Below are 23,845 nucleotides of genomic sequence, written 5' to 3'. Positions count from 1 at the left end.
GCAACTATCCGCGATCCGCGAGCGCCGCGCTCACATGGGTGGAAGGCGCGCCAAGCGTCTCGGCCGCCGCAGGCGCACCTACGAGCGTGGGCAACGGTGCGGCGGCGTCGAACACGACGGTCAGCAGTCCCTTGCGCACACGCACCTCGGCGACGAGCCCGTCCACGAATTCGTTGCTCAGGCCGTTGACCTGCAGGTTCGTCATCGTCGCGTCATGCAGTTCGTACGCGAGCCCGCGCTCGTCGACGCCGCGCGCCTCGTCGCTGTGCGCGAACACGGAGATGTACTGCGTGCCGTGCACGGGGTGCGCGGGGAACGTGAGCGCCGCGTCGCATATGGCGGTCACGATCTGCCCGGCACCGTGCAGGAACGCGATGCCGCCGTGCGCGGCGATGAACGCGAGCTGTTGAATGTTGGAGATCGTGTGGTCGACGCGCCCGCCCAATCCGCCGTAGATGTGGAACGCGCGGCCGCCGTGCGCCCATCCGATCTTCAGCGCGCTCAGCAGGTCGGGGTCGTCCTTCTGCGGCGGCAGCGCCACGGTCTCGGCGCCGATCGCGCTGCGCGCGCTGTGGACCGAGTCGAGGTCGCCGACCACGGCGTCCACCTGCACGCCGAGCTCGCGCGCGTGGTCGTAGCCGCCGTCCGCGGCGACGACGAATGTGCCGGGTGGCACGTCAATCGGCTCGTGGTAGTACTCGCCGGCCGCGAATACCACGCAGGTGGGCAGGGGTGTGCGCGCCGTCCGTACCGGTGCCATGGCCGCTCCTTGGGTTGTGTGTTGGCTTGCGCAGTGCATGTTGTGTACTGTATAAGCCACCGTACCGTATGTATATGTACTTGCCGCGCCGCGCAATGAACGCGCGCCGGGCGCGCAGTGGGAGGAGTCGCAGGGAAGTGAGCGGTGCCGAGGGCGTGAAGCGGCCGATCCTCGCGTCGAAGGTGTTTCTGTATGTCACCGAGTTCGTCTCGGGCATGGCCGTCATGGCGGCCGAACTCGGCGCCCAGCGCCTGCTCGCGCCGTATTTCTCGAGTTCGCAGATCGTGTGGACGATCATCATCGGCACGATCATGATAGCGCTCGCGTTGGGCGCGGTGTTCGGCGGCAGGTGGGCGGACCGCGACCCCGACCCGGACCGCATGTACATGCGCGTGCTCGTGGCGGCCGTGTGGATCGCGCTGATCCCGCTTGTGGGCAAATATATTGTGATGCTCGTCTCCGGCGCGCTCATCGTGACCGTGTCCACGAACTTCCTGACGATCGCCGCGTTCGTCTGCTGCATGGTCATCTTCGTGCCGCCGCTGTTCCTGCTGGGTACGGTGACGCCGGCGCTCAACAAATTCGCGACCGATTCGCTCGAAGACAACGCGTCGGTCGTGGGGCGGCTATCCGCCTGCAACACGGTCGGTTCGATCCTCGGCACATTCCTACCCACCTTCGTCACCATCCCGGCCGTCGGCACGTTCGCCACATTCCTCGTGTTCTCCGGGCTGCTGCTGGCGCTGCCCGTCACCTACTTCCTGTCCGCACAGGTGCACCGCGTGGCGTGCGCGGTCAGTGTGGTCGTGTTCGCGGCGTCCGCGGTGTGCTCGCCGCTCACCGGCTTCGCGTTCTGGATGGACAAGCGCACGCTCGCGTATGAGGGTGAATCGATGTACAACTACCTGCAGGTGCAGGATATGCCCGACCGTACGATCCTCTCCACGAACGTGCTCTTCGGTGTGCAGTCGGTGACGATGAAGAGCGACGAACCCACCGGCATGTATTACGACGTCGCGCTCGCCGCGCCCGCGATCGCCGAGCATGCCGACTCCGCGCTGATCCTGGGCATGGGCACTGGCACATATGCGCGCGCCTTGCGCAAGTATTCGCCGGGGACGACGGTGACGGGCGTCGAGATCGACAGCAAGATCACCCAGCTGGCGAACACGTATTTCGACGAGCCGGCTGACATCGGCGTGGCCACCTACGACGGGCGCGCATGGCTTGCGGCGAGCCACGAGCGGTTCGACGTGATCATGGTCGACGCGTATCAGGACATCACAATCCCGTTCCAGATGAGCTCGAAGGAGTTCTTCGCGCTCGTGCATGAGCATCTCAACGATGGCGGCGTCATGGTCGTCAACATGAACATGATCAGCGACGGCGAAGGGTCGATCAACGAGGCGCTCACCGACACGATCGCGAGCGTGTTCGGCGAGTCGAACCTCGTGACGGCGGATGTGCCGCATACCACGAACCGCGAGCTGTTCGCGCTCAAGCGCGGCTCGGCGTCGTCGCCGTCCATCCGCCAGCGGATCGCGGCGATGCGCGCGGGGAACACGGCCCTCGACCGCGCGGTCGATCAGGTCGATCCGGTGTTCGAACCGGTGCATGTGGGGCGGCGGCCAGTGGTGCTCACCGACGACAAAGCGCCCGTGGAAGTGCTCGGCATGCGCGCGATCGACGGCATCATCGCCGAACAGGCAGGCCCATACCGGCAGATCCTGCGCGACGAGGGTATCGGGGGACTGCTGCGCGAAGTGCGCTGACACGCGGATGGCTGTTGTCGGGGGCTGTGCTATACTCAACAAGGCTTGAGAAATCAAGAAAGTGGGAAACCCACCTGGAAGTCCGTCATGACTTCGGGTCATAGGCACGGCCTGCGCGCGGCGATTCGCGGCGTGGGCGTTGCACGCGCACGGCGGACGGCATGTCCGCGCGGTGCTGCGCAGCAGGGAACGGCTCGTCGATTGCTCGACGATGTGTTCCATGGTGCCCATGAATCAGGATGATGACGGAGCGGATGGCGCGACCACTGCAGGAAACCATAGGATTGGAGTCATCATTAGCGACGAACCACGCATTAACGACGAGATTCGCGTCTCACAGGTGCGCCTTATCGGACCGAACGGCGAGCAGGTGGGAGTCATCGCGACTTCCGTCGCACTGAACCTGGCCAAGGAAGCGAACCTCGATCTCGTCGAGGTGGCACCCAACGCGAAGCCTCCGGTTGCCAAGCTGATCGACTACGGCAAGTTCAAGTACAACGAGAAGATCAAGCAGCGCGAAGCGCGTCGCAACCAGAGCACCGCGGAAATCAAGGAGATCCGTTTCCGCCTCAAGATCGACGAGCACGACTTTGAGGTCAAGAAGGGCCATGTCGAGCGCTTCCTCAACGGCGGCGACAAGGTCAAGGTCACGATCATGCTGCGCGGACGCGAACAATCGCGCCCCATCGGCGGCGTCGAGCTGCTGCAGCGCCTTGCCGACGAGGTCGCGGAATCGGGAACGATCGAATCCGCGCCGAAGCAGGAGGGCCGCAACATCATCATGACCCTCGCCCCGAAGGGCAAGAAGGTGCACACGCAGTCCGAGCAGCGCCGTCGCGGTGCGGAATCCCGCGCCGAACGTCAGGCGCGTCAGGCCGCACGCCTCGCCGCCAAGCAGGAGGCCAAGGCCCAGGAGGCGAAGGAAGCACAAGCCGTCGTCGCCGAAGCAACCGAGACTTCAGCAACGAAGTAACAACAAGGAGGGCAGCAATGCCGAAGATGAAGACAAAGACCGCGGCCGCCAAGCGCGTTCGTGTGACGGGTTCCGGTAAGCTCATGCACGCTGGCTGCGGCATGCGCCACAACCTCGAGCACAAGTCCGCTCACAAGCGCCGCGAACTGAAGCGCGACTCCGTTCTGCCGACGTCGCAGGCCAAGAAGATGAAGGGCCTGCTGGGCTGAGACCGGCAAGTCGAGATCGTTTCAAGAAAGAAAGCTGAGGAACAACAATGGCACGTGTCAAGCGCGCAGTGAACGCCCACAAGAAGCGTCGTACAGTTCTCGAAAGGGCCTCGGGCTACCGTGGCCAGCGTTCCCGCCTGTACCGCAAGGCGAAGGAACAGCTGCTGCACTCCTTCAACTACAACTACCGTGACCGCAAGGCGCGCAAGGGCGACTTCCGCAAGCTGTGGATCCAGCGCATCAACATCGCCGTGCGTAACGAGGGCATCACCTACAACCGCTTCATCCAGGGCCTGCGCCTCGCCGGCATCGAGCTCGACCGCCGTGCGCTCGCCGACCTCGCCGTGAACGATCCGGATACGTTTAAGACGATCGTCGAGCAGGCGAAGGCCGCGCTGCCCGAGGACGTCAACGCTCCGGTCGCCGCCTGAGCCGACGGACGAGTGACGTTCCGTCCGCCCGATGGCGGATCGGGGCATCGCCCACAGAGATGACACACCGATATATCGGTGGTGAAGAGCCGAACCCAGCCCTGTGCCGGGGTCGGCTCTTCGTATCGGTGGTAGTCAGTGGTAGTCGATGGTAGTCAAGTGGTTGAAGCCAATCACATACTGCCGTGTTGGATGCTGTAGATGGCAGTCGGTGGTTGAGGTCAATCATGGACTGCCGTTGCGGGCGCTGTAGATGGTGGTCGGTGGTTGAAGTCAATCATGGACCGCCGCGTCTGCTACGGACTGCCGTGGTAGACGCGGCGGTGGCAGATGTAGTAGTAGATATATGTAGATATATATGGTATCGGCGGATAGATGACGACCGGGCGTACGCGGATCGGAGGGCGAAGGAGGATGGGGATGGCGAATGGGCTGCGGATGGCGGAATCGAAGTTCCTTGCGACGATCGACGTCGAACGCGGACTCGCGAAAGCCACCGTCGAAGCCTATGAACGCGATCTCGACCGCTATCTGCTGTGGCTTGACAGGCACGGCGTCGACGACGCGCGCGCGATCACGTCGCTGCACGTCGAGGCGTTCATGCAGTCGCTCGCTATCGACGGGCAAAGCTCGGCGACCCGCGCGCGGCATTTGGCGAGCGTGCACATGTTCCACCGGTTCATGCTCGGCGAGCATCTCGTCGACGACGACATCTCGCAGCAGGTGAAGGCGCCGAAGGCCGGGTCGGCGCTGCCGGACGTCCTCGACGTCGACGAGGTCACCGCACTGCTCAAGGCGGCGCGCCCTGCAAGCACGGACGACGCGGCCGGACTGCGCGACGACGCGCTGCTCGAGTTCATGTACGCGACCGGCTGCCGCGTCAGCGAAGCCGTCGGCACGAATCTCGACGATTTCGACTTCGACGAGCAGGTCGTGCGCCTGACCGGCAAAGGCGACAAGCAGCGGCTCGTGCCCTTCGGCGACTATGCGCGCGACGCGCTGACCGACTACTTGAAGTACGGCCGCACGCCGTTGCAGGAACGCGCGAAGAGTGCGCCGGAACTGCGCGCGACCTTCCTCAATCTGCGCGGGCGTCGCCTGTCGCGGCAGTCGGTGTGGGAGATCATCCGCCGCGCAGGCGAACGTGCACATATCACGCGTCCGTTGCACCCGCACACGCTGCGGCATTCGTTCGCGACACACCTCATCCAGGGCGGCGCGGATGTGCGTACCGTGCAGGAGCTGCTCGGGCACGCGTCGGTCAAGACGACGCAGATCTACACGCATATCAGCCCCGAAGCGCTCATCGAAACGTATATCACCGCTCATCCACGCGCCAAATAGCCGATTGCGGTGCGTACGAAGCGGTACACTGAACATTTAGTAAAGACAGGACGTCACCGATGCGCCGGCGGCGTCGGCACATGCATGACCTGATAAAGTGAGCGGTATGCCTACGGATTTGCTTGGACGAGAATACGAGACCTTCCCGGTACCCGAGCCGTTGCAGCAGCACGGTCCGGCGCGGGTCATCGCCATGTGCAACCAGAAGGGCGGCGTAGGCAAGACGACGAGCTCGATCAACATCGCCGGCGCGCTCGCACAGTACGGCAGGCGCGTGCTCATCGTCGACTTCGACCCGCAAGGCGCGGCGACGGTGGGGCTCGGCATCAACGCGAACGTGCTCGACAACACGATCTACACGGCGTTGTTCGACCCGAAGGTCGACGTGCACGACATCATCCAGCCGACGAAGTTCGCCGGACTCGACATCATCCCGGCGAACATCGACCTGTCGGCCGCAGAAGTGCAGCTCGTGACCGAAGTGGGACGCGAGCAGATCCTCGCGAGCGTGCTGCGTCCGGTCATCAAGGAGTACGACGCGATCATCATCGACTGCCAGCCGTCGCTCGGTCTGCTCACCGTCAACGCGCTGACGGCGGCGGACGGCGTCATCATCCCGGTGGCTGCCGAGTTTTTCGCGTTGCGCGGCGTGGCGCTGCTCATGCAGTCGATCGAGAAGGTGCAGGCGCGCATCAACCCCGGGCTCGAGGTCTTCGGCGTGCTCGTGACGATGTACACGCATACGCTGCACTGCGACGAGGTCGTGCAGCGCATCTACGAGGCCTTCGGCGACAAGGTGTTCCATTCGGTCATCTCACGCTCGATCAAGCTGCCCGACGCGAACGTCGCGGCAGCGCCGATCACCTATTACGCGCACAACCACAAGACGGCGCGCGAATACCGGGAGGTCGCGCGCGAGCTCATCGCGAAGGGGATCATCGCGTAAGCGGCTGCGGTCGCGGCGGCCTCGGCGGCTGTTACCTCGGCGACATGCAGGCCCCGTGCCCACGAGACGATCGTGGGCGCGGGGCCTGCGTTCGTGTATGGGGAGTGCAGGGGAGCACCGATCATCGTGGACCACTATATGGTCAGCACTTATAGTCATGTTGACTATAAGTGCTATGCTGACGATGACACAACGCGGATGGCGATTCGTTCGCCGCGTAGATGGAAACCGCACATGCGAATCGCATATGGCAGACCGCGTGCGGCAACGACGGTGGAGGAGCGTGGACGATGGGCATCGGCAATGTCAGCGAACGCCGCGACGAGGCGCCCCAGGTGGGCGTCACCTCGGTCATCCTCGCCCTCGGCCCGGCCGACGACGGCGAACGCCGCCGGCTGTGGCTGCCGCTCGTGCGCCGCGTGCGCGAGCCGTTTCGCGGCGCGTGGGCGCTGCCGGGCGGCCCGCTCAAGGCGGGTCGTTCGCTCGAACGTTCCGCCTACGAGACGCTCGCCTCGACAACCGACCTGCATCCGGGCTACCTCGAGCAGCTGTACACCTTCGGCGACCCCGAGCGTTCGCGCGGGGGAGTGCCGATGGTCTCGATCTGCTACTGGGCGCTCGTTGGGCAGGTGGATGTCGCTTCGCTCGAGCCGCGGCACAACGTGGCGTGGTTCGCCGAGGACGCGCTTCCCGAACTCGCCTTCGACCATCGCCGCATCGTCGACTATGCGATCTGGCGGCTGCGGCATCGTCTCGACATGCCCAAGGTCGTGCGCGAGCTCGTCGGCGAGACCTTCACGCTGCGCGAACTGCACGCCGTGAGCGAGGCAATTGAAGGACATCCGGTCGATCTGGCCAACTTCCGCCGACGCACGCTCGCATCGGGGATGCTCGAGGAAACCGGCGAACGTCGCCGCGTCGGCCGTCAGCGTCCGGCCGCGCTCTACCGTTTCCGTGCCGACGCCGATGCGCCGGCGGATGACGCGCTGCCGCAGGGCTTCGATGCCGGCGAACTGTCGAGGATCGTCGATGCATCGCCGACGGCAGACGATGCCGGCGCGCGCGACCATCTGGGCGCGCTCGCGGCGCTGACGACCGCCGCGCGGCCGTGAGCGCGGGCGTGTGCCAGACGACAGCCGCCGAACCACCGCAGCCGTCACATCAATCATCGAATGAACCATTCGAACCACCACAATCACAATCACAATCACAATCAACGCAGCCCATGGGAGGTACCAATGACCGCTGCAGAACGACCAATCGGCGTGTCCTCGCGCGGCGCGAACACGCAGCCGCCGCGTGAACGCGTCGCGAACGAAAGCGAACCGCTCACGCGCAACGAACGTCTCGACAGGCTTCCGTTCAACCGCGCACACCGCAAGCTGCTCGTCGCCTCCGGCATCGGCTGGGCGTTCGACGCGATGGATGTCGGCCTCGTCTCCTTCGTCGTCGCCGCAATCGCCGCCGACCCCCACTTCAACCTCGACGCTGTGCAGAAGTCGTGGGTGCTGTCGATCGGCTTCATCGGCATGGCGATCGGCGCCGCGCTCGGCGGCTGGTTCGCCGACCGTTGGGGACGCAAGACCGTGTTCACGGCGACGATGATCGTCTTCGGCGTCGCCAACGGCGCGATGGCGTTCTCGTGGACGCTCGCGATGCTGCTCGCCGCGCGCTTCGTCATCGGCCTCGGCCTCGGCGCAGAACTGCCGGTCGCCTCGACGCTCGTCTCCGAGTTCTCGCCGGCAAAACAGCGCGGCCGCATCACCGTGCTGCTCGAATCGTTCTGGGCCGTCGGCTGGATCATCGCGGCCGCAATCGGCTACTTCGTCATCCCGAACACCGGCGATTGGGGCTGGCGTTGGGCGCTGCTCATCGGCGCGCTGCCGCTGCTCTACGCGATCGTCGCACGCCGCCAGTTGCCCGAGTCGGTCCGTTTCCTTGAGGCGCAGGGCCGCGACGAGGACGCCGAGCGTTCGGTGCGCTACTTCGAATCGGCGAGTGGCGTCGAGCCGGTTGCGAGCCGCAAGGCCGTCAAACTGCCGAAGATCCGCACGCGCGAGCTGTTCGGCCGCAAGTACCTCGGCGTGACGGTGGCGATCTGGGCCACGTGGTTCTTCGTCAACTTCTCGTATTACGGCGCGTTCACATGGATGCCGAGCCTGCTCGCCGACCAGTTCGGCTCGCTGACGAAGTCCTTCGGCTACACGTTGGCGATTTCGCTCGCGCAGCTGCCGGGCTACTTCCTCGCCGCGTGGCTCGTCGAACGCTGGGGCAGGCGTCGCACGCTGAGCGTGTTCCTCGCCGTCTCCGCGCTTGCCGCGTTCCTGTTCTCGCGTTCGGCGAACGTGACGCAGGTGCTCGCCTTCGGTATGCTGCTGTCGGCGTCGAATCTCGGCGCGTGGGGCGTGCTCTACGCGGTCACGCCGGAGATCTACCCGACGCGTCTGCGCGGCGCGGCCTCGGGCGCCGCGGCCGCCTGCGGCCGTGTGGCGGCGATCATCGCGCCGCTGCTTGTGCCGTGGTTCCTGTCGATGGCCGGCGGTGACAAGTCGGTCGCCTTCGTCGTCTTCGCCGTCGCCTTCGTGCTGGCCTGCGTCGCCGCGCTCTTCCTGCCGGAGAAGACCGGCGCGACACTCGACGACTGATCAGCGCATATGCCGGGGTCCCCGACGTCCCGAGCCATCCACATCTTTGGGCGGCCGATGGGATGTCGGGGACCCTTGTGCGTCCGCGGTGGGTGCCGAGTGCGCCATATGCGTCCATGACGGCGCCGTGTCAGCATCGTCGCGTACCATGTTGATGGTTTGTGTACGAATGGTGAACTTGATCAGGGTTCGGCACGGTTACGCAGGAAATCAATGGTTTTTAGGAGAAAACATTCATGGCGGTTCGCGGCGATATTCGTAATGTGGCAATTGTGGCTCACGTCGACCACGGCAAGACCACGCTCGTCAACGCAATGCTTCAGCAGTCCCATGTATTCAACGAACGCGAGGAAGTTCCCGATCGTGTGATGGATTCCAACGACCTCGAGCGTGAGAAGGGCATCACGATCCTCGCGAAGAACACGGCCGTGCAGTACACCGGCCCGCTCGCCGAGAAGTACGGCCATCCCGAAGGCATCACGATCAACGTCATCGACACCCCGGGCCACGCCGACTTCGGCGGCGAGGTCGAACGCGGCATCTCGATGGTCGACGGTGTCGTACTGCTCGTCGACGCCTCCGAAGGCCCGCTGCCTCAGACCCGTTTCGTGCTGCGCAAGGCGCTCGAGGCGAAGCTGCCGGTCATCCTGTGCGTCAACAAGGTCGACCGTCCCGACGCGCGCATCGACGAGGTCGTCGGCGAAGCCTCCGATCTGCTGCTCGGCCTCGCGCAGGACGTCATCGAGGAAGGCGTCGACCTCGACCTCGACTCGCTGCTCGACCTGCCGGTCATCTACTGCGCCGCGAAGGCTGGCTATGCGTCGACCGACGAGCCGGCGAACGGCCAGCTGCCGAACAACGACAACCTCGAGCCGCTCTTCGAATCGATCATCAAGAACATCCCGGCTCCGGAATACGATCCGGACGCACCGCTGCAGGCCCACGTCGCGAACATCGATTCCTCCGACTTCCTCGGCCGTCTCGGTCTCGTGCGCATCTACAACGGCAACCTCGAGAAGGGCAAGACCTACGGCTTGTCGCGCGTCGACGGCTCGATCGAGAACTTCCGCGTCTCCGAGCTGCTGCGCACGCAGGGCCTCGACCGTCTGCCAGTCGAGTCGGCGGGCCCCGGCGACATCGTCGCCGTCGCTGGCGTCAACGACATCATGATCGGCGAGACGATCGTCGACCCGAACGATCCGCGCCCGCTGCCGCTCATCCACGTCGACGACCCGGCGATCTCGATGACCTTCGGCACGAACGATTCGCCACTTGCCGGCACCGAAGGCAAGGACCACAAGCTGACGGCCCGCATGATCAAGGACCGCCTCGACCGCGAGCTCATCGGCAACGTCTCGATCAAGGTGCTGCCGACCGATCGCCCGGACGCGTGGGAGGTGCAGGGCCGCGGCGAACTCGCGCTCGCCGTCCTCGCCGAGCAGATGCGCCGCGAAGGCTACGAGCTGACCGTTGGCCGTCCGCAGGTCGTCACGAAGACGATCGACGGACAGCTGTGCGAGCCGATGGAGTCGACGACGATCGACGTTCCGGAGGAGTACATGGGCACCGTCACGCAGTTGATGGCCGACCGCAAGGGCCGCATGGAATCGATGTCCAACCACGGCTCCGGCTGGATCCGCCTGCAGTTCACGGTGCCGTCGCGTGGCCTGATCGGCTTCCGCACGGCGCTGCTGAGCGCGACGCGCGGCACCGGTATCTCGTCGTCGCTTTCGGCAGGCTATGCGCCGTGGGCCGGCCAGATCGTCACCCGCCAGAACGGCTCGATGGTCTCCGACCGTCAGGGCGTCGCCACGCCGTACGCGATGCAGCGCCTTCAGGCGCGCGGCAACTTCTTTGTCGAGCCGCAGTCGCCGGTCTACGAAGGCCAGGTCGTCGGCGTCAACAACAAGCCCGACGAGCTCGACGTCAACATCACGCTCGCCAAGCACATGACGAACATGCGTTCGGCGACCGCCGACGTCCTCGAGACGCTGACGCCGCCGATCAAGATGAGCCTCGAGGAGTCGCTCGACTTCGCGAACGAGGACGAGTGCGTCGAGGTCACGCCGGAGTCGATCCGCATCCGCAAGATCATCCTCAACCGCGAGGATTGGTACAAGTGGCGCGCCAAGCAGCGTCGCGCGAACAACAACGCGCAGAACGCGAAGTGATTCGTCGCTGACGACACAGTCGACTCAACGCAGCCGGGTCCGCACATCGAGCGCGGGCTCGGCTGCGTTTTCATTGGCTGCAGTGCATCGGCCGCCGCCTGCCCCTCGTCTTCGCGCGGTCCGCCTACACTGGGTGGCTATGAGCAGCTCCGACTCCAATCCGACGGCCATGCATGCCATGGTGCCGGATTCCACAATCCCGAATGCCGCCGTGCGCCGCCCCGCGCCCCACCGTTCCGATGTGCCGTGGAGCCACCGGTGCAACGTCTTCGTGCGCTGCCTCATCACGCTGCTGAGCGCCATTGCTGCCGGTGCGCTCGGCACGCTCGCGCACCGCATGGGCGCGTCGTCGAACATCCCCTACGGTCTCGTGCTCGCGTTCATCCTCATCGGCGCCTCCGCATGGTGCGCGCGCTCGCGCGGCGGCGTCCTCGGCTTGGCGCTGCATCTGAGCGTCTCCTATCTGACCGTCTGGTGGCTTGCGATGCCCGGCCCCGGCGGCGACCTGATGCTGCCGATCGGCTTCCATTCGACGACGATGCCATGGTGGTCGCAGCATGTGGGCTACATCTGGCTCTACGGTTCGCTCATTGTTCAGGTGCTGCTGCTCGTCTGCCCGGCGCGCTGGTTCCGCATCGGCGGAAAGGATGAGTGATGGGCACGCGGCGGCTGTACTATCTCGGTCCGGAAGGCACCTTCACGCATCAGGCGGCGCTTGAGGCGGCACGACTGCTCGGCGGCGACGTCACGCCCGAACCGCTTGCCGACGTCGCCTCGATCGTGCGCGCCGTCGGTGAGGGGAGCGGCTGGGGCGTCATCGCTTGGGAGAACAACGTCGAAGGCTACGTCGTGCCGAATCTCGACATGCTCATCGACGCCGCCGACGTCGCCGGTTTTGCGCGCGTCGGCGTCGACGTGACTTTCTGCGCATTCGTCACGCAAGCCACCTACGACGAGGCGATGCGCTCGCGCGCCGATGGCGAATCCGAACTCGACGCCGTGTGCCGCATGTGCACGAGCGCGTCGGCGCATCCGCACGGATTGGCGCAATGCCGCCGTTTTACGCAGTCGCATCGGTTGCGCGAAGTGCCGGCGGCGTCGAACGCGGCCGCCTGTCGCGACCTCATCGACGGCCGCATCGCCTTCGGTCCCGAGATCTGCGGACGGCTGTACGGACTGCGCCGCGTCGCGCGCCATGTTGAGGACTTCCACGGTGCGCGCACCGAATTCCTCGTCATCGCGCGCCGCGACGACGCGCGCGCCGAACTCGACGCCGCATGCGCGCGCGGCGTCGCCGAATTCGAATCGATTCTCACGTTCATTCCGTTGGCGACCGGTCCGGGCGTCCTCGCCGACGCGCTCGACGCGATCCGCGACGCCGGACTTAACATGACAAGCTTCATCTCGCGGCCGATCAAAGGCCACGACGGCACCTACAGCTTCATCGCGACGCTCGACGCAGCGCCGTGGGAGCCGCGCTTCCACGCGCTGCTCGTCGAAATCATCGAACACGGCGATTGGATCAAGACGCTCGCCGTCTATCCGCGCCGCGAGCGGCCGCATCCGCCAGTGGACGAGTGGATGCTTCCGCAAGGCGGGGTACGATGCACTATGGAGACCAACGCCATCGAGACCAACGGGGCATCGTCCGCTCTTGCAAGCGATGATGCGACGATGCGAAAGGAACTGCTGTGGTAGAAGAGGTAGCCGTCGAGGTGACGGACGCGACGATCGAGGAGACCGCGACGATGCCGGCGATCGGCCCGGAGGGCATCGAATGCCCGCGGCACATCGCGATTGTCGGACTTGGACTGATCGGCGGTTCGCTCGCGCTGCGCCTGCGTTCGGCGGGCGTGTGGGTGAGCGCGTGGAACCACCGTCCGCACCCGTACGCGGCTGCGCGCGCCGCCGGAATCGACTGCAAGGACAGTCTCGAAGAGCTCGTCGCTGAGCATCCGGACGTCGTCGTGCTGTGCAATCCGCTCGTCGCGATGCCGAAGATCCTCGAGACGATCAAGCCGATCATCGACCCGACGCGCACGACGCTCACCGATGTCGGCTCCGTCAAGGGACTCGTGCGCGAGCAGGTGCATGCCGCTGGCATCACCGATTGCTACGTTGGCGCCCATCCGATGACTGGCAACGAACGTTCCGGCTGGGCGGCGGCCGATCCGTCGATCTTCGACAACGCGCTGTGGGCGCTCACCTACGACCATCACACCGATTACGCGCGCATCGTGCAGGTCGCCGGCATGATCACGCGCGGCCTGCGCAACACGATGATCGTCGTCGACGACGAGACGCACGACCGCGCCGCCTCACTGATCTCGCACATGCCGCACGTCGTCTCGACGGCGCTCATCAACGAGCTGACCGACAACCCCGACCGCAATATCGCGGCGGCGCTGTCCGCGGGCTCATGGCGCGACATGACGCGCGTCGCATTGACCGATCCGCAGCGCACGGCGGCGATGATCGTCGAGAACGCCGGCAACGTCGAGACGCTGCTGCGCAGCATGGCGCGTCGTCTCGAATCCTTCGCCGACGCGCTGCATGACGACGACAAGGCCGCGCTGCACCGTTTCTTCACCGAAGGCCAGCCGTACCGCGACTACAAGGCGAAGCAGCGTGAGGCGGCCGTCACCGGCGAGACGCAGACGGTGTTCACGACACTGAAGGTCAGCGCCGACGACTGGCGCGCCGACTTGCTCGCGTCGGCGAAGCGCGGCGAGCACATCGTGCGGTTCACCTCCGGCCACCACGCGCTCGCCGAACGCCAGTTCATCATCTGATTGCGAACGCCAGTTCATCATCCGATTGATTGTCTGACTGGACGTTCCGGCACCGGTTTGAGGATCGCGATCTGCTCGGGGCGAATGCTGACGTCCTGCGCCGGCCGCGATCCGTTCGCGGCCGCGTCGCGCGTCAGCTCGAGCGTCGTACCGTCCCATGAGCGGACATGGCCGACGACGTCGCGGTACTGCATGCGTCCGGTGCGTTCGTCGATCCCCGCGTACAGTCGCACGACGACGCGCGCGCCTGCGGGGATATGCTCGGGAAGTCTCATCATCATGCGCCTTTCGTGCAGAACCCTGCAGAACAGGGGAGTGGAGGGCTGAAGGCCCGACTATCACGTGGATTGTAGACGCCGTCGTCGGCAACGGGCAGGGCCCGGTTTCCGTATCGATACGGAAACTGGGCCCTGCGTTGTTCGGATCGCGGAGTCGTGCGCTCACTCGCTCGCGACGGCGTTGAGCACCGGCTGCTTGAGCGCGCGCCGCGCCGGCGAGATGCTCGCGACGAGACCGACGAGGATCGCGACGACGAGGAACAGCACAAGCTGATCCCACGGGATCGCCAACGTCGTCAGACCCTGCGATTCGTAGGCGGCACGGATGACGACGCCCGCCGCGACGCCGACGATGATGCCGACGATCGTGCCGAAGACCGACAGGATGACCGCCTCGATCGCAAGCATGCCGCGCACCTGTCCGTTCGACGTGCCGATCGCGCGCAGCAGGCCGATCTCCTTCGTGCGTTCGGACACGTTGAGCGCGAGCGTGTTGACAATGCCGAAGATCGCGATGACGATCGACAGCGCGAGCAGCGCGTAGATGATCGCAAGCATCGAGTTGATCATCGAGCTCATCGACGACTTGAACTCGTCGCGCGTGAGCACCGAGACCGTGTAGAACGGCTTCACGGTCTTCTTCAGATCCTCGCCGAGCTGCTTGACGTCCGCGCCGGGCTTGGCCTGCAGATACATCTGCGTGACCATCATCATGTCCTTGTCGGTGAGCGTTTCGGCTGTCGGCAGCGAGATGAAGATGCTGTCCGAATACAGCGAGTCGTCGATGATCGCGCCGATCGTGATCTGCGCCTTCTTCGTCTCGGTCTTCATCTTGACGAACTGCTTCGGATCGACGTTCTGCGCTTGCTTGACGACGTTCTCGGCTTCCTTCGCCTTGGCCTGGGCACCTGCGACGTCTCCGGCGGCCGCAAGACGCTGCGCTTCGGTCTGCAACGCCGTCGCCTGCTTCTCGATCTGCTGCTGGTACGCCTCGGACGCCTGCTTCGTGGCTTCCTCATCGACCGATGTGTTCTTCGATTCGAGGTCGACCGTGTCGCCGATCGTCCAGTGTCCGTCATCGGCGACCGTCCGACCGATCGCGGCCTCGCCTCGCTCGATCGCCTGCGCGGCGTCGCCTTCCTGGGATTCGATCGGCGCGATCTTCGTGAGCAGATCGGTCTTGATCGCTGCCGTCATGACGTCCTTCTTGGCGTTCGTCGCCGTCACCGTCGGCAGCATGTACACGGCCGACGAAGCGCCGACGCCCTTGGTGTCTTCGATCGCGTCGACGGCCTTCGCGGAGATCGGCTGCGTCATGCTCGCCGTCATCGCCACATAGTCGGCGTTCACGTTGTTGTCGACGAGGTCGCTCACCGACGTCTTCATCGAAGAGGCGACGACGCCGAGGCAGCTGACGATTGCGACGCCGACGAAGAGCGCGGCCGCCGTGTTCGCCGTGCGTCGCTTCGCGCGTCCGATGTTGCGTGTTGCGAGCTTGCCGGTGACCGGGAACAGCTTCGTTGGGATCCAGCCGAGCACGTGCGCCGACGGTGTGACGAAGGCCGGCGCGCACACGATCGCGCCGATGATGATGAACGCCGCGCCGAGGCCGAGCGTCCAGCCGGAGCCCATGTCCTTGAGCCACGCCCAGTCGACGCGCTTGTCGGCGTCGAGATAGCACAGCGTCCACCATGCGGCACCGATGACGACCATCGCAATGCCGATCCAGCCGCGGGCCTTGACCGGCTTTTCCGGATTGACGGTCTCGTTCATCGCCTGGATCGGAGGAGCGGTCGCGGCCGTCTTCGCCGGCAGTGTCGCGCCGGCGATCGTCACGACGACGCCGACGATCAGGCCGATGACGACGTCGGTCGCCGACGGGGCGGGCGATCCGGACAGCGGCATGCCGCTGCTCGTCATGCCCTTGGCGATCAGTTCAAGCAGACCCCAGCCGAGCAGCACGCCGATGCCGGAGCCGACGAGGCCGAGGATGACGGCCTGGATGAGGACGCTCGCGAAGACCTGCGTCGGTGAGGCGCCGACCGATCGCAGCAGCGCGTAGCCGCGCATCGATTCGCGCACGATCATCGTGAAGGTGTTCGCGATGATGAACGCGCCGACGAACAGTGCGATCGCCGCGAAGATGAGAATCAGCGGCTGGATGAAGCCGAGCTGGTCCTGAATGCTCTTCGTCGCGTCGTCGCGCACCGAATCGCCGGTCACGGCATGCGCGTCGGCGCTCTTCGGCAGCTCCTTGTTGATGCGGTCAGCGAGCTGCTGCTGCGCCGCCTCGTCGAGCGGCGTCGTCTTGTCGCCGTAGACGCCGATGAACTGGACGCTCGATGTGTCCTCGCCCTCCTGCTGCAGCGTATGCTCGACGAAGCTCGGGCGCGCGAGGATCAGGATCGCGCCGAGCTGCGTCGACGGCGATGTGAAGACGCCCGAGACTTTCATCTTGTGCGCCTCGCCGTCGATGACGACCGTCGCCGTGTCGCCGGTCCTGAGTCCGGCCTTGTTCGCGGTGTCCTCGAGCAGCGCGATCTGGTCATCGCTCTTCGCGTAACCGCCGGAGACGAAATGCACCGAGCGCCACGGGTCGTCGGTGTCGACGCCGATGACGAGCGTCGGCGCGCCGACCGTCGTCATCGCGTCGCCGTTGCGGTCGAGCAGCACGACGTTGCTCAGCTGGTGCGTCGCGTCGGCGCTGACGACGCCGTCGACCTTCTCGATGTCGGCGATGACGTCGGTGCTGATCTCGTTGTAGGTGCTGTTGTAGCTGGTGACGCTGCCTCCGTTTTCCTTCTTCTGCTCGGTCGCGCCGCGCACATAGACGTCGGCGTCCGAGTTCGAGCCCATCATCTGCGCGACCTGGTCGTTGAGCATCTCGCGGAAGCAGAACGAGCCGACGACGAACGCGACGCCGAGCGCGATCGCGATGATCGACATGATGAAACGGCGGAAATGCGCCTTCGTGTCTCTGAGTCCGATCTTGAACATCGTTGGCTCAGCCCTCCTTGACGGCTGCGGATTCGACGTTGACCGGGCCGTTGTCCGGATCGTCGTGTTCGGCGAAGACGGCGAGGATCTCGTCGTAGGTCGGGTGGTCCATGTCCTGCGTGATCGAACCGTCGGAGAGCACGAGCACGCGGTCGGCGAAGCTCGCGGCGCGCGGGTCGTGCGTCACCATGACGATCGACTGGCCGTAGTCGCGCACGCACTGGCGCAGGAACTCGAGCACCTCGCGGCTCGAACGCGAATCGAGGTTGCCGGTCGGCTCATCGGCGAAGATGACTGACGGGCGTTCCATCATCGCGCGGGCGCAGGCGACGCGCTGTTGCTGGCCGCCGGAGAGCTGGCTCGGACGATGATCGAGGCGGTTTTTCAGGCCGACGACGGAGACGACCTTGTTGAACCAGTTGCGGTCGATCGGGCGGTGCGCGATCTGTAGCGGCAGCAGGATGTTCTCCTCGGCCGTCAGCGTCGGCACGAGGTTGAAGGACTGGAAGATGAAGCCGATCTCCTTGCGGCGCAACTGCGTGAGCTGCTTCTGGTTCATTGACGAGACCTCGAGCTCCTCGACGAAGACCTCGCCGCTCGTCGGCACGTCGAGACCGGCCATGCAGTGCATCAGCGTCGATTTGCCGGAACCTGACGGGCCCATGATCGCCGTGAGCTCGCCACGGCGGAAGTCGACGCTGACGTGGTCGAGCGCCGTCACCTGGCTGTCGGTGTCGCCGTAGGTCTTGACCAGATCGACCGCCTTCGCGACGATCGGGTCGGTCTTCTCCATGGTGTCGCCTGTGGATTTCCTGTTCATGTGAACCTTTCGCGTATGTATGTCGATTGCGCATGGACGCGCAGTGCGCGGGACATGCGCCTGATGTCGTTACCCGATACCCAATCATCCGCCGCTTCGCCTGCGCGAAGCCATGACCGCCGTCACCTTCGGCGTTGCCGGATCGGCGTCGCATGTGACAGCGGTCACAATCGCGCCGATGTGCGGATCTGCACAACCGAAGCGTAGCGTGTCGGCGGGCGTCGGGTGCGGGAATGTCTATTTTCCCTGGGATTCCCACGTTCCCGATTCGCCGCCGCCGTGGCCACGTCGCGGTCGCACTCCCTACTATCGGTGATATCGTCGCCGCCGTCCGCCAGCTTATGGTTGCAACCCGCTCGAACGACGGCAACCATTGGTTGCATCGGCGTCGTTCCAACGATTTCGCGATGCCTGCGTTGTCATTGCGCGGCCAATGCGTCGCCGTTGCTTGTCTCACGATGCGAGACCGGAGGGCGCCGCCGGGCGCCATGCAACCGTTGTGTCACCGCTGTGCAGCGGCCGTACCTTTTGCGCACAGCCGACATGCGAATGATGGCGGGGGTTGTTAGCTGCTGACTGATTGGTTTGCTTTAACGTATTTCTGAGTACTATACTGTAGTTATGCGAGTAAAGGAATGGGCTAAGCTGGAAGGCTTGAATGTTCAGACGGTATGGCGTTGGTGCCGTAGCGGGAACATGCCTGTCCCTTTCACGCGCACGAAGTCGGGTGCGGTGCTTATCCACGACCCGAAATACGAATCTGACAACACCCGCGAACCCATCGCGGAGGGACGCACGGTCTGCTATGCGCGCGTGAGTTCCGCCGACCAGAAAACAGATTTGCAACGTCAGGCAGACCGTCTGAAAGCGTTCGCCGTCGCAATGGGTGTCACGGACGCCGAAGTGGTGACGGAGACGGGTTCCGGCATGAACGGTTCACGTCGCAAGCTCAACAAGGTTCTGGCCGACCCGACTATTGGCACGATAGTCGTTGAGCATCGTGACCGTCTGGTACGCATGGACTTCCAGCTAATCCAGTCCGCTCTCGAAGCGCAGGACAGGCGTATCGTCGTTGTGGACGATACGGAGATGGATGATGACTTGGTGTGTGACATGACCGAAGCGCTCACCTCGTTCTGCGCCCGTCTGTACGGCAAGCGCGCGGCGAAGCATCGCGCCATGAAAGCGTTGGAAGCGGCGGGTGAGAACGATGCTTAAGGGAATCGACGTGGCGCTCGATCCGACGCCGACGCAGGAACGTCTCATGCGTCAGCATGCGGGCGCTGCACGGTTCGCCTACAATGCGGCGTTGGCTCACATCAAGGCTTGTCTTGACCGCCATGAGAAAACGGGATGGTCGTACTACGGTCTGCGCCGCTGGTGGAACGGCAACAAGGACGTTCTTGCCCCGTGGTGGAAGGAAAACAGCAAGGAAGCGTACAACACCGGACTGGAAGCGCTGTCCAATGGGCTGACGAACTGGTGGAAGTCCAAGACCGGACAGCGCAAAGGCCGTCGCGTGGGGTTCCCGAAGTTCAAGAAACGCACCAAGGCCAAGCGTCGGTTCACGTACACGACCGGAGTTTTCGGCATCATCGAAGGCGACCCATACGGGTTGAAGCTGCCGCGCATCGGCCGTGTGCATTGCATGGAGAACATGCTCCTGCGCACGAAAGGCGGGAAGGTCACTCGCATGACCATCTCCTACCACGGCAACCGCTGGCACGCCGCACTCACCGTTGACGTGTCTGAAACCGTTGCTCCACGGCGGAAGCCGGAAGGTTCCGTCGGCGTCGATTTGGGCATCAAGACGCTTGCCACGATGTCGGACGGCACCGTGGAATGCAATGAGCGTTTCCTGCGCAAGGCGCAGGACATGCTGCGCCACGAACATCGCGCACTGTCTCGCAAACAGTACGGCTCGAACCGTTACCGGAAGCAGCAGTCACGGCTGGGCAGGGTCGAGAACCATGTGGCGAACCAGCGTCGGGACAGGCTCGACAAGCTCACCACACGTCTCGCCAACACGTATGCGGACATCCACATCGAGGACTTGAACGTGCAGGGCATGATGGGCAACCACAAGCTCGCCAAAGACATCGCGGACGCCGCATTCGGCACCATTCGCACCATGCTCACCTACAAGACCGCGCAGACGGGTTCACGGCTGCATATCATCGACCATTGGTATCCAAGTTCCAAGACGTGCTCGAACTGCGGGGCGGTAAAAGCCACACTGTCCCTCAACGAACGAACATATCATTGCGAACATTGCGGATACACGATTGACCGCGACCTTAACGCGGCAATCAACATCAAGAATCACGTCGCCCCGAGTGCCGAGGAGACGGTAAACGCACGCGGAGGGAATGTAAGACGCGACAGCCCACGGGTTGCCGTGCGAAACCCTGTGAAACGTGAACCAAGCAGCAGCGACCGTTGCGTAGGACTTGGAGTTTCCGCTGGCAACGGCGGAATGCTAACTAAAACAAACTAGTTAGCAACGGCGATAGAGTCTGAACGATACAGTGGACTCACATTTACAGTGGACTCACATGTACAGTGGTCGCACATCGTTGGCGGCACAGGCGGCATGAAACAGGGGAGCGGACGATGGCGGATGCGCGACGCATGATCGAGGAATACGTCGACTACTTGCGCGGCGCGAGGGGACTGAGCGAGCACACGGTGGCCGCATACCGCGGTGATCTGCTCGGCTGCATCGCCATCCTCGAATCGGGAGGCACGACCGAGCTCGATAACGTGACGCTCGATGACCTGCGCATGTGGATGGCGCAGGAGTCGAAGCAGGTCGCCAAAAGCAGTCTCGCGCGCAAGACGATCGCCGTGCGCGGATTCTTCGCCTGGGCGCATCGGCGCGGACGGATCGCCCATGACCCGGCGGCCTCGTTGCGCACGCCGAAACTGCCGAAGACGCTGCCGGCCGTGCTCAACGAGACGCAGGCCGAAGCGCTGATGGACAAGGCGGACGCGGAGCCGGCCGACACGGACGATCCGCATCGTCGGGCGCTCGCGCTGCGCGACTGTGCGATGCTCGAAATGCTCTACGCGACCGGCATCCGCGTCGCTGAACTCGTGTCGATGGATCTGGACGACGTGCGCTACGGCAACCGCACGATCACCGTCACCGGCAAAGGGAACAAGCAGCGCGTCGTGCCCTTCGGAGCGCCGGCGCAGCATGCGCTCGAACGGTGGACGTCGCAGGGCAGACCCGTGCTGGCGAACGAGCGTTCGGGGAGTGCGCTGTTCCTCGGCGCGCGCGGAGGCCGCGTCGACCAGCGCGTCGTGCGCGCCGTCGTGCACCGCGAGGCGGCGTGCGCCGGCGTGCCCGACATCTCGCCGCACGCGCTGCGCCACAGCGCGGCGACGCATATGCTCGACGGCGGCGCCGACCTGCGCGAGGTGCAGGAGATGCTCGGCCACGCGTCGCTGCAGACGACGCAGCGGTACACGCACGTCTCGATCGAGCAGCTCAAGGCGCGATATGCGCAGGCTTTCCCGCGCGCATGAGCAAGGATTTCACGTAGTGAGAACGATTGCCGGACATCGTTGGCAATGTGACACCCTGCGTTGCAAACGCTCGCATCGGCATGGCAATCGATATACGTAAGGAACCGATTCGCCATATGCGTTGAGGTGACGGTGTTTCCTGACGGAACCGCCAGCCGTGCATGCCGCCATGTGCGCCGGCGGAACGGCGAATGCGGCCGTCGGTGATGACAGCGTTATCGGTTTCGGTGGTTGCATGGCTGTGGCACAATGGGAAGTTAATCGGCGATGGGGTCGGAACTTGAAACGGTTTCGACCCCATCATTTTCGGCGGCGGGAACCGCCGAACGACTGCAAGAAAAAGGAGTGATCTCATGAAGAAGAAGGCAATCGCCGTCGTCGCAGGTGCCTGCGCGCTCGGCATGCTGCTCGCCGGCTGCGGTGGATCAGGTGATTCGAACGCCAGCGGCAACGTCATCACCGCGTTCAACTCGGAACCGCAGAACGCGCTGATCCCGGGCGACACGAACGAGACCGGCGGCGGCAAGGTCGGCCAGCTGCTCTTCGCAAACCTCGTGCGCTACGACTCGAAGGGCGACACGAAGATGGAGGTGGCCGATTCGATCGAGCCGAACAAGGACGCGACCCAGTACACCGTCAAGCTCAAGGACGGCTGGAAGTTCACCGACGGCACGCCGGTGACGGCCGAATCCTTCACGAAGTCGTGGAGCTACACGGCCAACGCGAAGAACGCGCAGAAGTGCTCGTCGTTCTTCAGCATGATCAAGGGCTATGACGACCTGCAGAAGGACGGCCTCAAGGGTGACGAACAGCTCTCTGGCCTCAAGGTCGTTGACGACAAGACCTTCACCGTGGACCTGACCCAGCCGGATTCGGTCTTCCCGACGAAGGTCGGCTATCTGGCCTTCGCGCCGCTGCCGGAGTCCTTCTACAAGGATCCGAAGGCCTTCGGTGAGAAGCCGGTCGGCAACGGTATGTACAAGCTCGACAAGTGGGACCACAACTCGCAGATCGTGCTGACGAAGAACGCCGACTACAAGGGCGACGAGAAGCCGAAGAACGACGGCGTCACCTTCAAGATCTACACGTCCTCCGACTCCGCCTACGCCGACGTGCAGGCCGGCAACCTCGACGTGATGGACACCGTTCCGGCCTCCGACACGAAGACCTTCGAGAAGGATCCTTCGGTCGAAGCCTACAACAAGGCCGGATCGGTCATCCAGACCTTCACGATCCCGGCGGGCATGAAGCATTGGGAGACCAACACGAAGGAAGGCCAGCTGCGTCGCCAGGCGCTGTCGATGGCCATCGACCGCGAGCAGATCGTCAGCAAGGTGCTCAACGGCGTCGGCACGCCGGCCACCGATTTCACGGCGCCGGTCATCCCGGGCTATTCGAAGGACCTCAAGAACGGCAAGTACCTCAAGGCCGATCCGACCGAGGCCAAGAAGCTGTGGGCACAGGCCGAGGCCATCTCCAAGTGGGACGGCACGCTCACCTTCTCGTTCAACGCCGATGGCGGCGCGCAGCCGATCTACGACGCGATCGTCAACCAGGTGAAGAACAACCTCGGCATCAAGGCCGCGACGAACCCGATGCCGACCTTCCAGGAGTTCCGTAACGCGGTCTCCGAACGCAAGATCGACGGTGCGTTCCGCACCGGTTGGCAGCCCGACTACCCGTCGGCCGAGAACTACCTGTACCAGCTCTATGATTCGGACGCGGCCGACGGCCACGGCTCGAACGACGGCGACTACAAGAACGCCGATGTCGACGAGCTGCTGAGCAAGGCAGCCGCCGCGACGGACAGCGACGAGCAGATCGACCTCTACCATCAGACCGAGGAGATCCTGCTCGAACAGCTGCCGGCCATTCCGCTGTACTACTCGAACGCCAACGGCGTCGCCGCCAAGGGCGTCAAGGGCTTCGAGATGGATTGGCAGAACCAGCCGATCTACGCGAACATGACGAAGTAAGACGGCTGGCGGTGGCCGCCTGATCCGTGGGGCGGTCACCAGCACAGACGACATCGATGTCATTGACGTCATCTCCGTCATCGACGACGAAGGGCTCCGGAACCACCGTGGTTCCGGAGCCCTTCGTCGTCGATGACGTCGCTCAGATCGGCGGCGTCATGCTCTGCGCCCCTCAGTCCTGCCGCGTCTCCTCGGCGGTC

At 64.4% G+C, this 23,845-nt stretch carries 21 protein-coding genes; 16 read left to right on the top strand and 5 right to left on the bottom strand.

Annotated elements, in window-relative coordinates; translation table 11 throughout:
- Positions 1-4: 4 nt before the first annotated feature.
- On the bottom strand, positions 5-760 hold the full coding sequence (locus G606_RS0105710) for a thiamine diphosphokinase (RefSeq protein WP_051198599.1): 756 nt from the start codon (positions 758-760) through the stop codon (positions 5-7).
- A gap of 137 nt (positions 761-897) precedes the next feature.
- On the opposite strand from G606_RS0105710, the gene G606_RS0105705 reads away from it, so the two are divergent.
- The 8 genes from G606_RS0105705 (at position 898) to G606_RS0105670 (ending at position 9,080) form a co-directional block, all read left to right on the top strand.
- A complete protein-coding gene (locus G606_RS0105705) occupies positions 898-2,532 on the top strand; it encodes a spermidine synthase (RefSeq protein ID WP_231371433.1) in 1,635 nt (544 codons plus the stop codon).
- A gap of 229 nt (positions 2,533-2,761) precedes the next feature.
- Positions 2,762-3,505: a translation initiation factor IF-3 gene (gene infC / locus G606_RS0105700; RefSeq protein WP_051198597.1), complete on the top strand. Its 744-nt coding sequence runs from the start codon at positions 2,762-2,764 to the stop codon at positions 3,503-3,505.
- Positions 3,506-3,522: 17 nt separating this feature from the next.
- On the top strand, positions 3,523-3,714 hold the full coding sequence (gene rpmI, locus G606_RS0105695; RefSeq protein WP_026645144.1) for a 50S ribosomal protein L35: 192 nt from the start codon (positions 3,523-3,525) through the stop codon (positions 3,712-3,714).
- 47 nt (positions 3,715-3,761) lie between these two features.
- The gene (gene rplT / locus G606_RS0105690; protein ID WP_026645143.1) at positions 3,762-4,145 is read left to right on the top strand and encodes a 50S ribosomal protein L20; all 384 of its coding nucleotides are present in this window, start codon (positions 3,762-3,764) and stop codon (positions 4,143-4,145) included.
- Between the two features lie 420 nt (positions 4,146-4,565).
- A complete protein-coding gene (xerD, locus tag G606_RS0105685) occupies positions 4,566-5,489 on the top strand; it encodes a site-specific tyrosine recombinase XerD (RefSeq protein ID WP_026645142.1) in 924 nt (307 codons plus the stop codon).
- A gap of 106 nt (positions 5,490-5,595) precedes the next feature.
- The gene (locus tag G606_RS0105680; RefSeq protein WP_026645141.1) at positions 5,596-6,435 is read left to right on the top strand and encodes a ParA family protein; all 840 of its coding nucleotides are present in this window, start codon (positions 5,596-5,598) and stop codon (positions 6,433-6,435) included.
- Positions 6,436-6,725: 290 nt separating this feature from the next.
- On the top strand, positions 6,726-7,547 hold the full coding sequence (locus tag G606_RS0105675; RefSeq protein ID WP_026645140.1) for an NUDIX hydrolase: 822 nt from the start codon (positions 6,726-6,728) through the stop codon (positions 7,545-7,547).
- A 126-nt stretch (positions 7,548-7,673) separates the two neighbouring features.
- Positions 7,674-9,080 (top strand): MFS transporter, encoded by a 1,407-nt coding sequence (locus G606_RS0105670; protein ID WP_026645139.1) that lies wholly within the window; start codon positions 7,674-7,676, stop codon positions 9,078-9,080.
- A gap of 182 nt (positions 9,081-9,262) precedes the next feature.
- On the opposite strand, the gene G606_RS11425 is transcribed toward G606_RS0105670, so the two are convergent.
- Positions 9,263-9,412 (bottom strand): hypothetical protein, encoded by a 150-nt coding sequence (locus tag G606_RS11425; protein ID WP_231371443.1) that lies wholly within the window; start codon positions 9,410-9,412, stop codon positions 9,263-9,265.
- Between G606_RS11425 and typA the strand changes: the two genes are divergently transcribed.
- The 4 genes from typA to G606_RS0105650 all read left to right on the top strand — a co-directional run bounded on the left by typA (position 9,353) and on the right by G606_RS0105650 (position 14,043).
- On the top strand, positions 9,353-11,251 hold the full coding sequence (gene typA, locus G606_RS0105665) for a translational GTPase TypA (RefSeq protein WP_231371441.1): 1,899 nt from the start codon (positions 9,353-9,355) through the stop codon (positions 11,249-11,251). The two genes, G606_RS11425 and typA, sit on opposite strands and share 60 nt — an antisense overlap.
- A 139-nt stretch (positions 11,252-11,390) precedes the next feature.
- Positions 11,391-11,906: an alcohol dehydrogenase gene (locus tag G606_RS0105660; RefSeq protein WP_231371432.1), complete on the top strand. Its 516-nt coding sequence runs from the start codon at positions 11,391-11,393 to the stop codon at positions 11,904-11,906.
- A complete protein-coding gene (locus tag G606_RS0105655) occupies positions 11,906-12,949 on the top strand; it encodes a prephenate dehydratase (protein ID WP_026645136.1) in 1,044 nt (347 codons plus the stop codon). Before G606_RS0105660 ends, G606_RS0105655 begins: the two co-directional genes overlap by 1 nt.
- A 50-nt stretch (positions 12,950-12,999) precedes the next feature.
- Positions 13,000-14,043 (top strand): prephenate dehydrogenase, encoded by a 1,044-nt coding sequence (locus G606_RS0105650; RefSeq protein WP_051198643.1) that lies wholly within the window; start codon positions 13,000-13,002, stop codon positions 14,041-14,043.
- Positions 14,044-14,060: 17 nt separating this feature from the next.
- On the opposite strand, the gene G606_RS0105645 is transcribed toward G606_RS0105650, so the two are convergent.
- The 3 genes from G606_RS0105645 to G606_RS0105635 all read right to left on the bottom strand — a co-directional run bounded on the left by G606_RS0105645 (position 14,061) and on the right by G606_RS0105635 (position 18,138).
- Complete coding sequence (locus G606_RS0105645; RefSeq protein ID WP_026645134.1) at positions 14,061-14,318, bottom strand: DUF6725 family protein; 258 nt, start codon at positions 14,316-14,318, stop codon at positions 14,061-14,063.
- A gap of 165 nt (positions 14,319-14,483) precedes the next feature.
- Entirely contained in the window at positions 14,484-17,318 is a 2,835-nt protein-coding gene (locus tag G606_RS0105640) for an ABC transporter permease (RefSeq protein ID WP_026645133.1), read from the bottom strand.
- A gap of 7 nt (positions 17,319-17,325) precedes the next feature.
- The gene (locus G606_RS0105635) at positions 17,326-18,138 is read right to left on the bottom strand and encodes an ABC transporter ATP-binding protein (protein WP_034523765.1); all 813 of its coding nucleotides are present in this window, start codon (positions 18,136-18,138) and stop codon (positions 17,326-17,328) included.
- A 621-nt stretch (positions 18,139-18,759) separates the two neighbouring features.
- Between G606_RS0105635 and G606_RS0105630 the strand changes: the two genes are divergently transcribed.
- The 4 genes from G606_RS0105630 to G606_RS0105615 all read left to right on the top strand — a co-directional run bounded on the left by G606_RS0105630 (position 18,760) and on the right by G606_RS0105615 (position 23,645).
- Positions 18,760-19,356: an IS607 family transposase gene (locus G606_RS0105630; protein ID WP_026645131.1), complete on the top strand. Its 597-nt coding sequence runs from the start codon at positions 18,760-18,762 to the stop codon at positions 19,354-19,356.
- A complete protein-coding gene (tnpB, locus tag G606_RS0105625) occupies positions 19,349-20,635 on the top strand; it encodes an IS607 family element RNA-guided endonuclease TnpB (protein WP_026645130.1) in 1,287 nt (428 codons plus the stop codon). Before G606_RS0105630 ends, tnpB begins: the two co-directional genes overlap by 8 nt.
- 116 nt (positions 20,636-20,751) lie before the next feature.
- Complete coding sequence (locus G606_RS0105620) at positions 20,752-21,669, top strand: tyrosine recombinase XerC (protein ID WP_026645129.1); 918 nt, start codon at positions 20,752-20,754, stop codon at positions 21,667-21,669.
- A gap of 353 nt (positions 21,670-22,022) precedes the next feature.
- Positions 22,023-23,645 carry a peptide ABC transporter substrate-binding protein gene (locus G606_RS0105615; RefSeq protein WP_026645128.1) on the top strand — a complete coding sequence of 541 codons (1,623 nt, stop codon included), beginning with the start codon at positions 22,023-22,025 and terminating at the stop codon, positions 23,643-23,645.
- Positions 23,646-23,845 lie beyond the last annotated feature (200 nt).

The organism is Bifidobacterium sp. AGR2158, from assembly GCF_000424225.1.
GTDB classification, from domain to species: Bacteria; Actinomycetota; Actinomycetes; order Actinomycetales; family Bifidobacteriaceae; genus Bifidobacterium; species Bifidobacterium anseris.
This window is presented reverse-complemented; position numbering and strand designations above follow the sequence as displayed.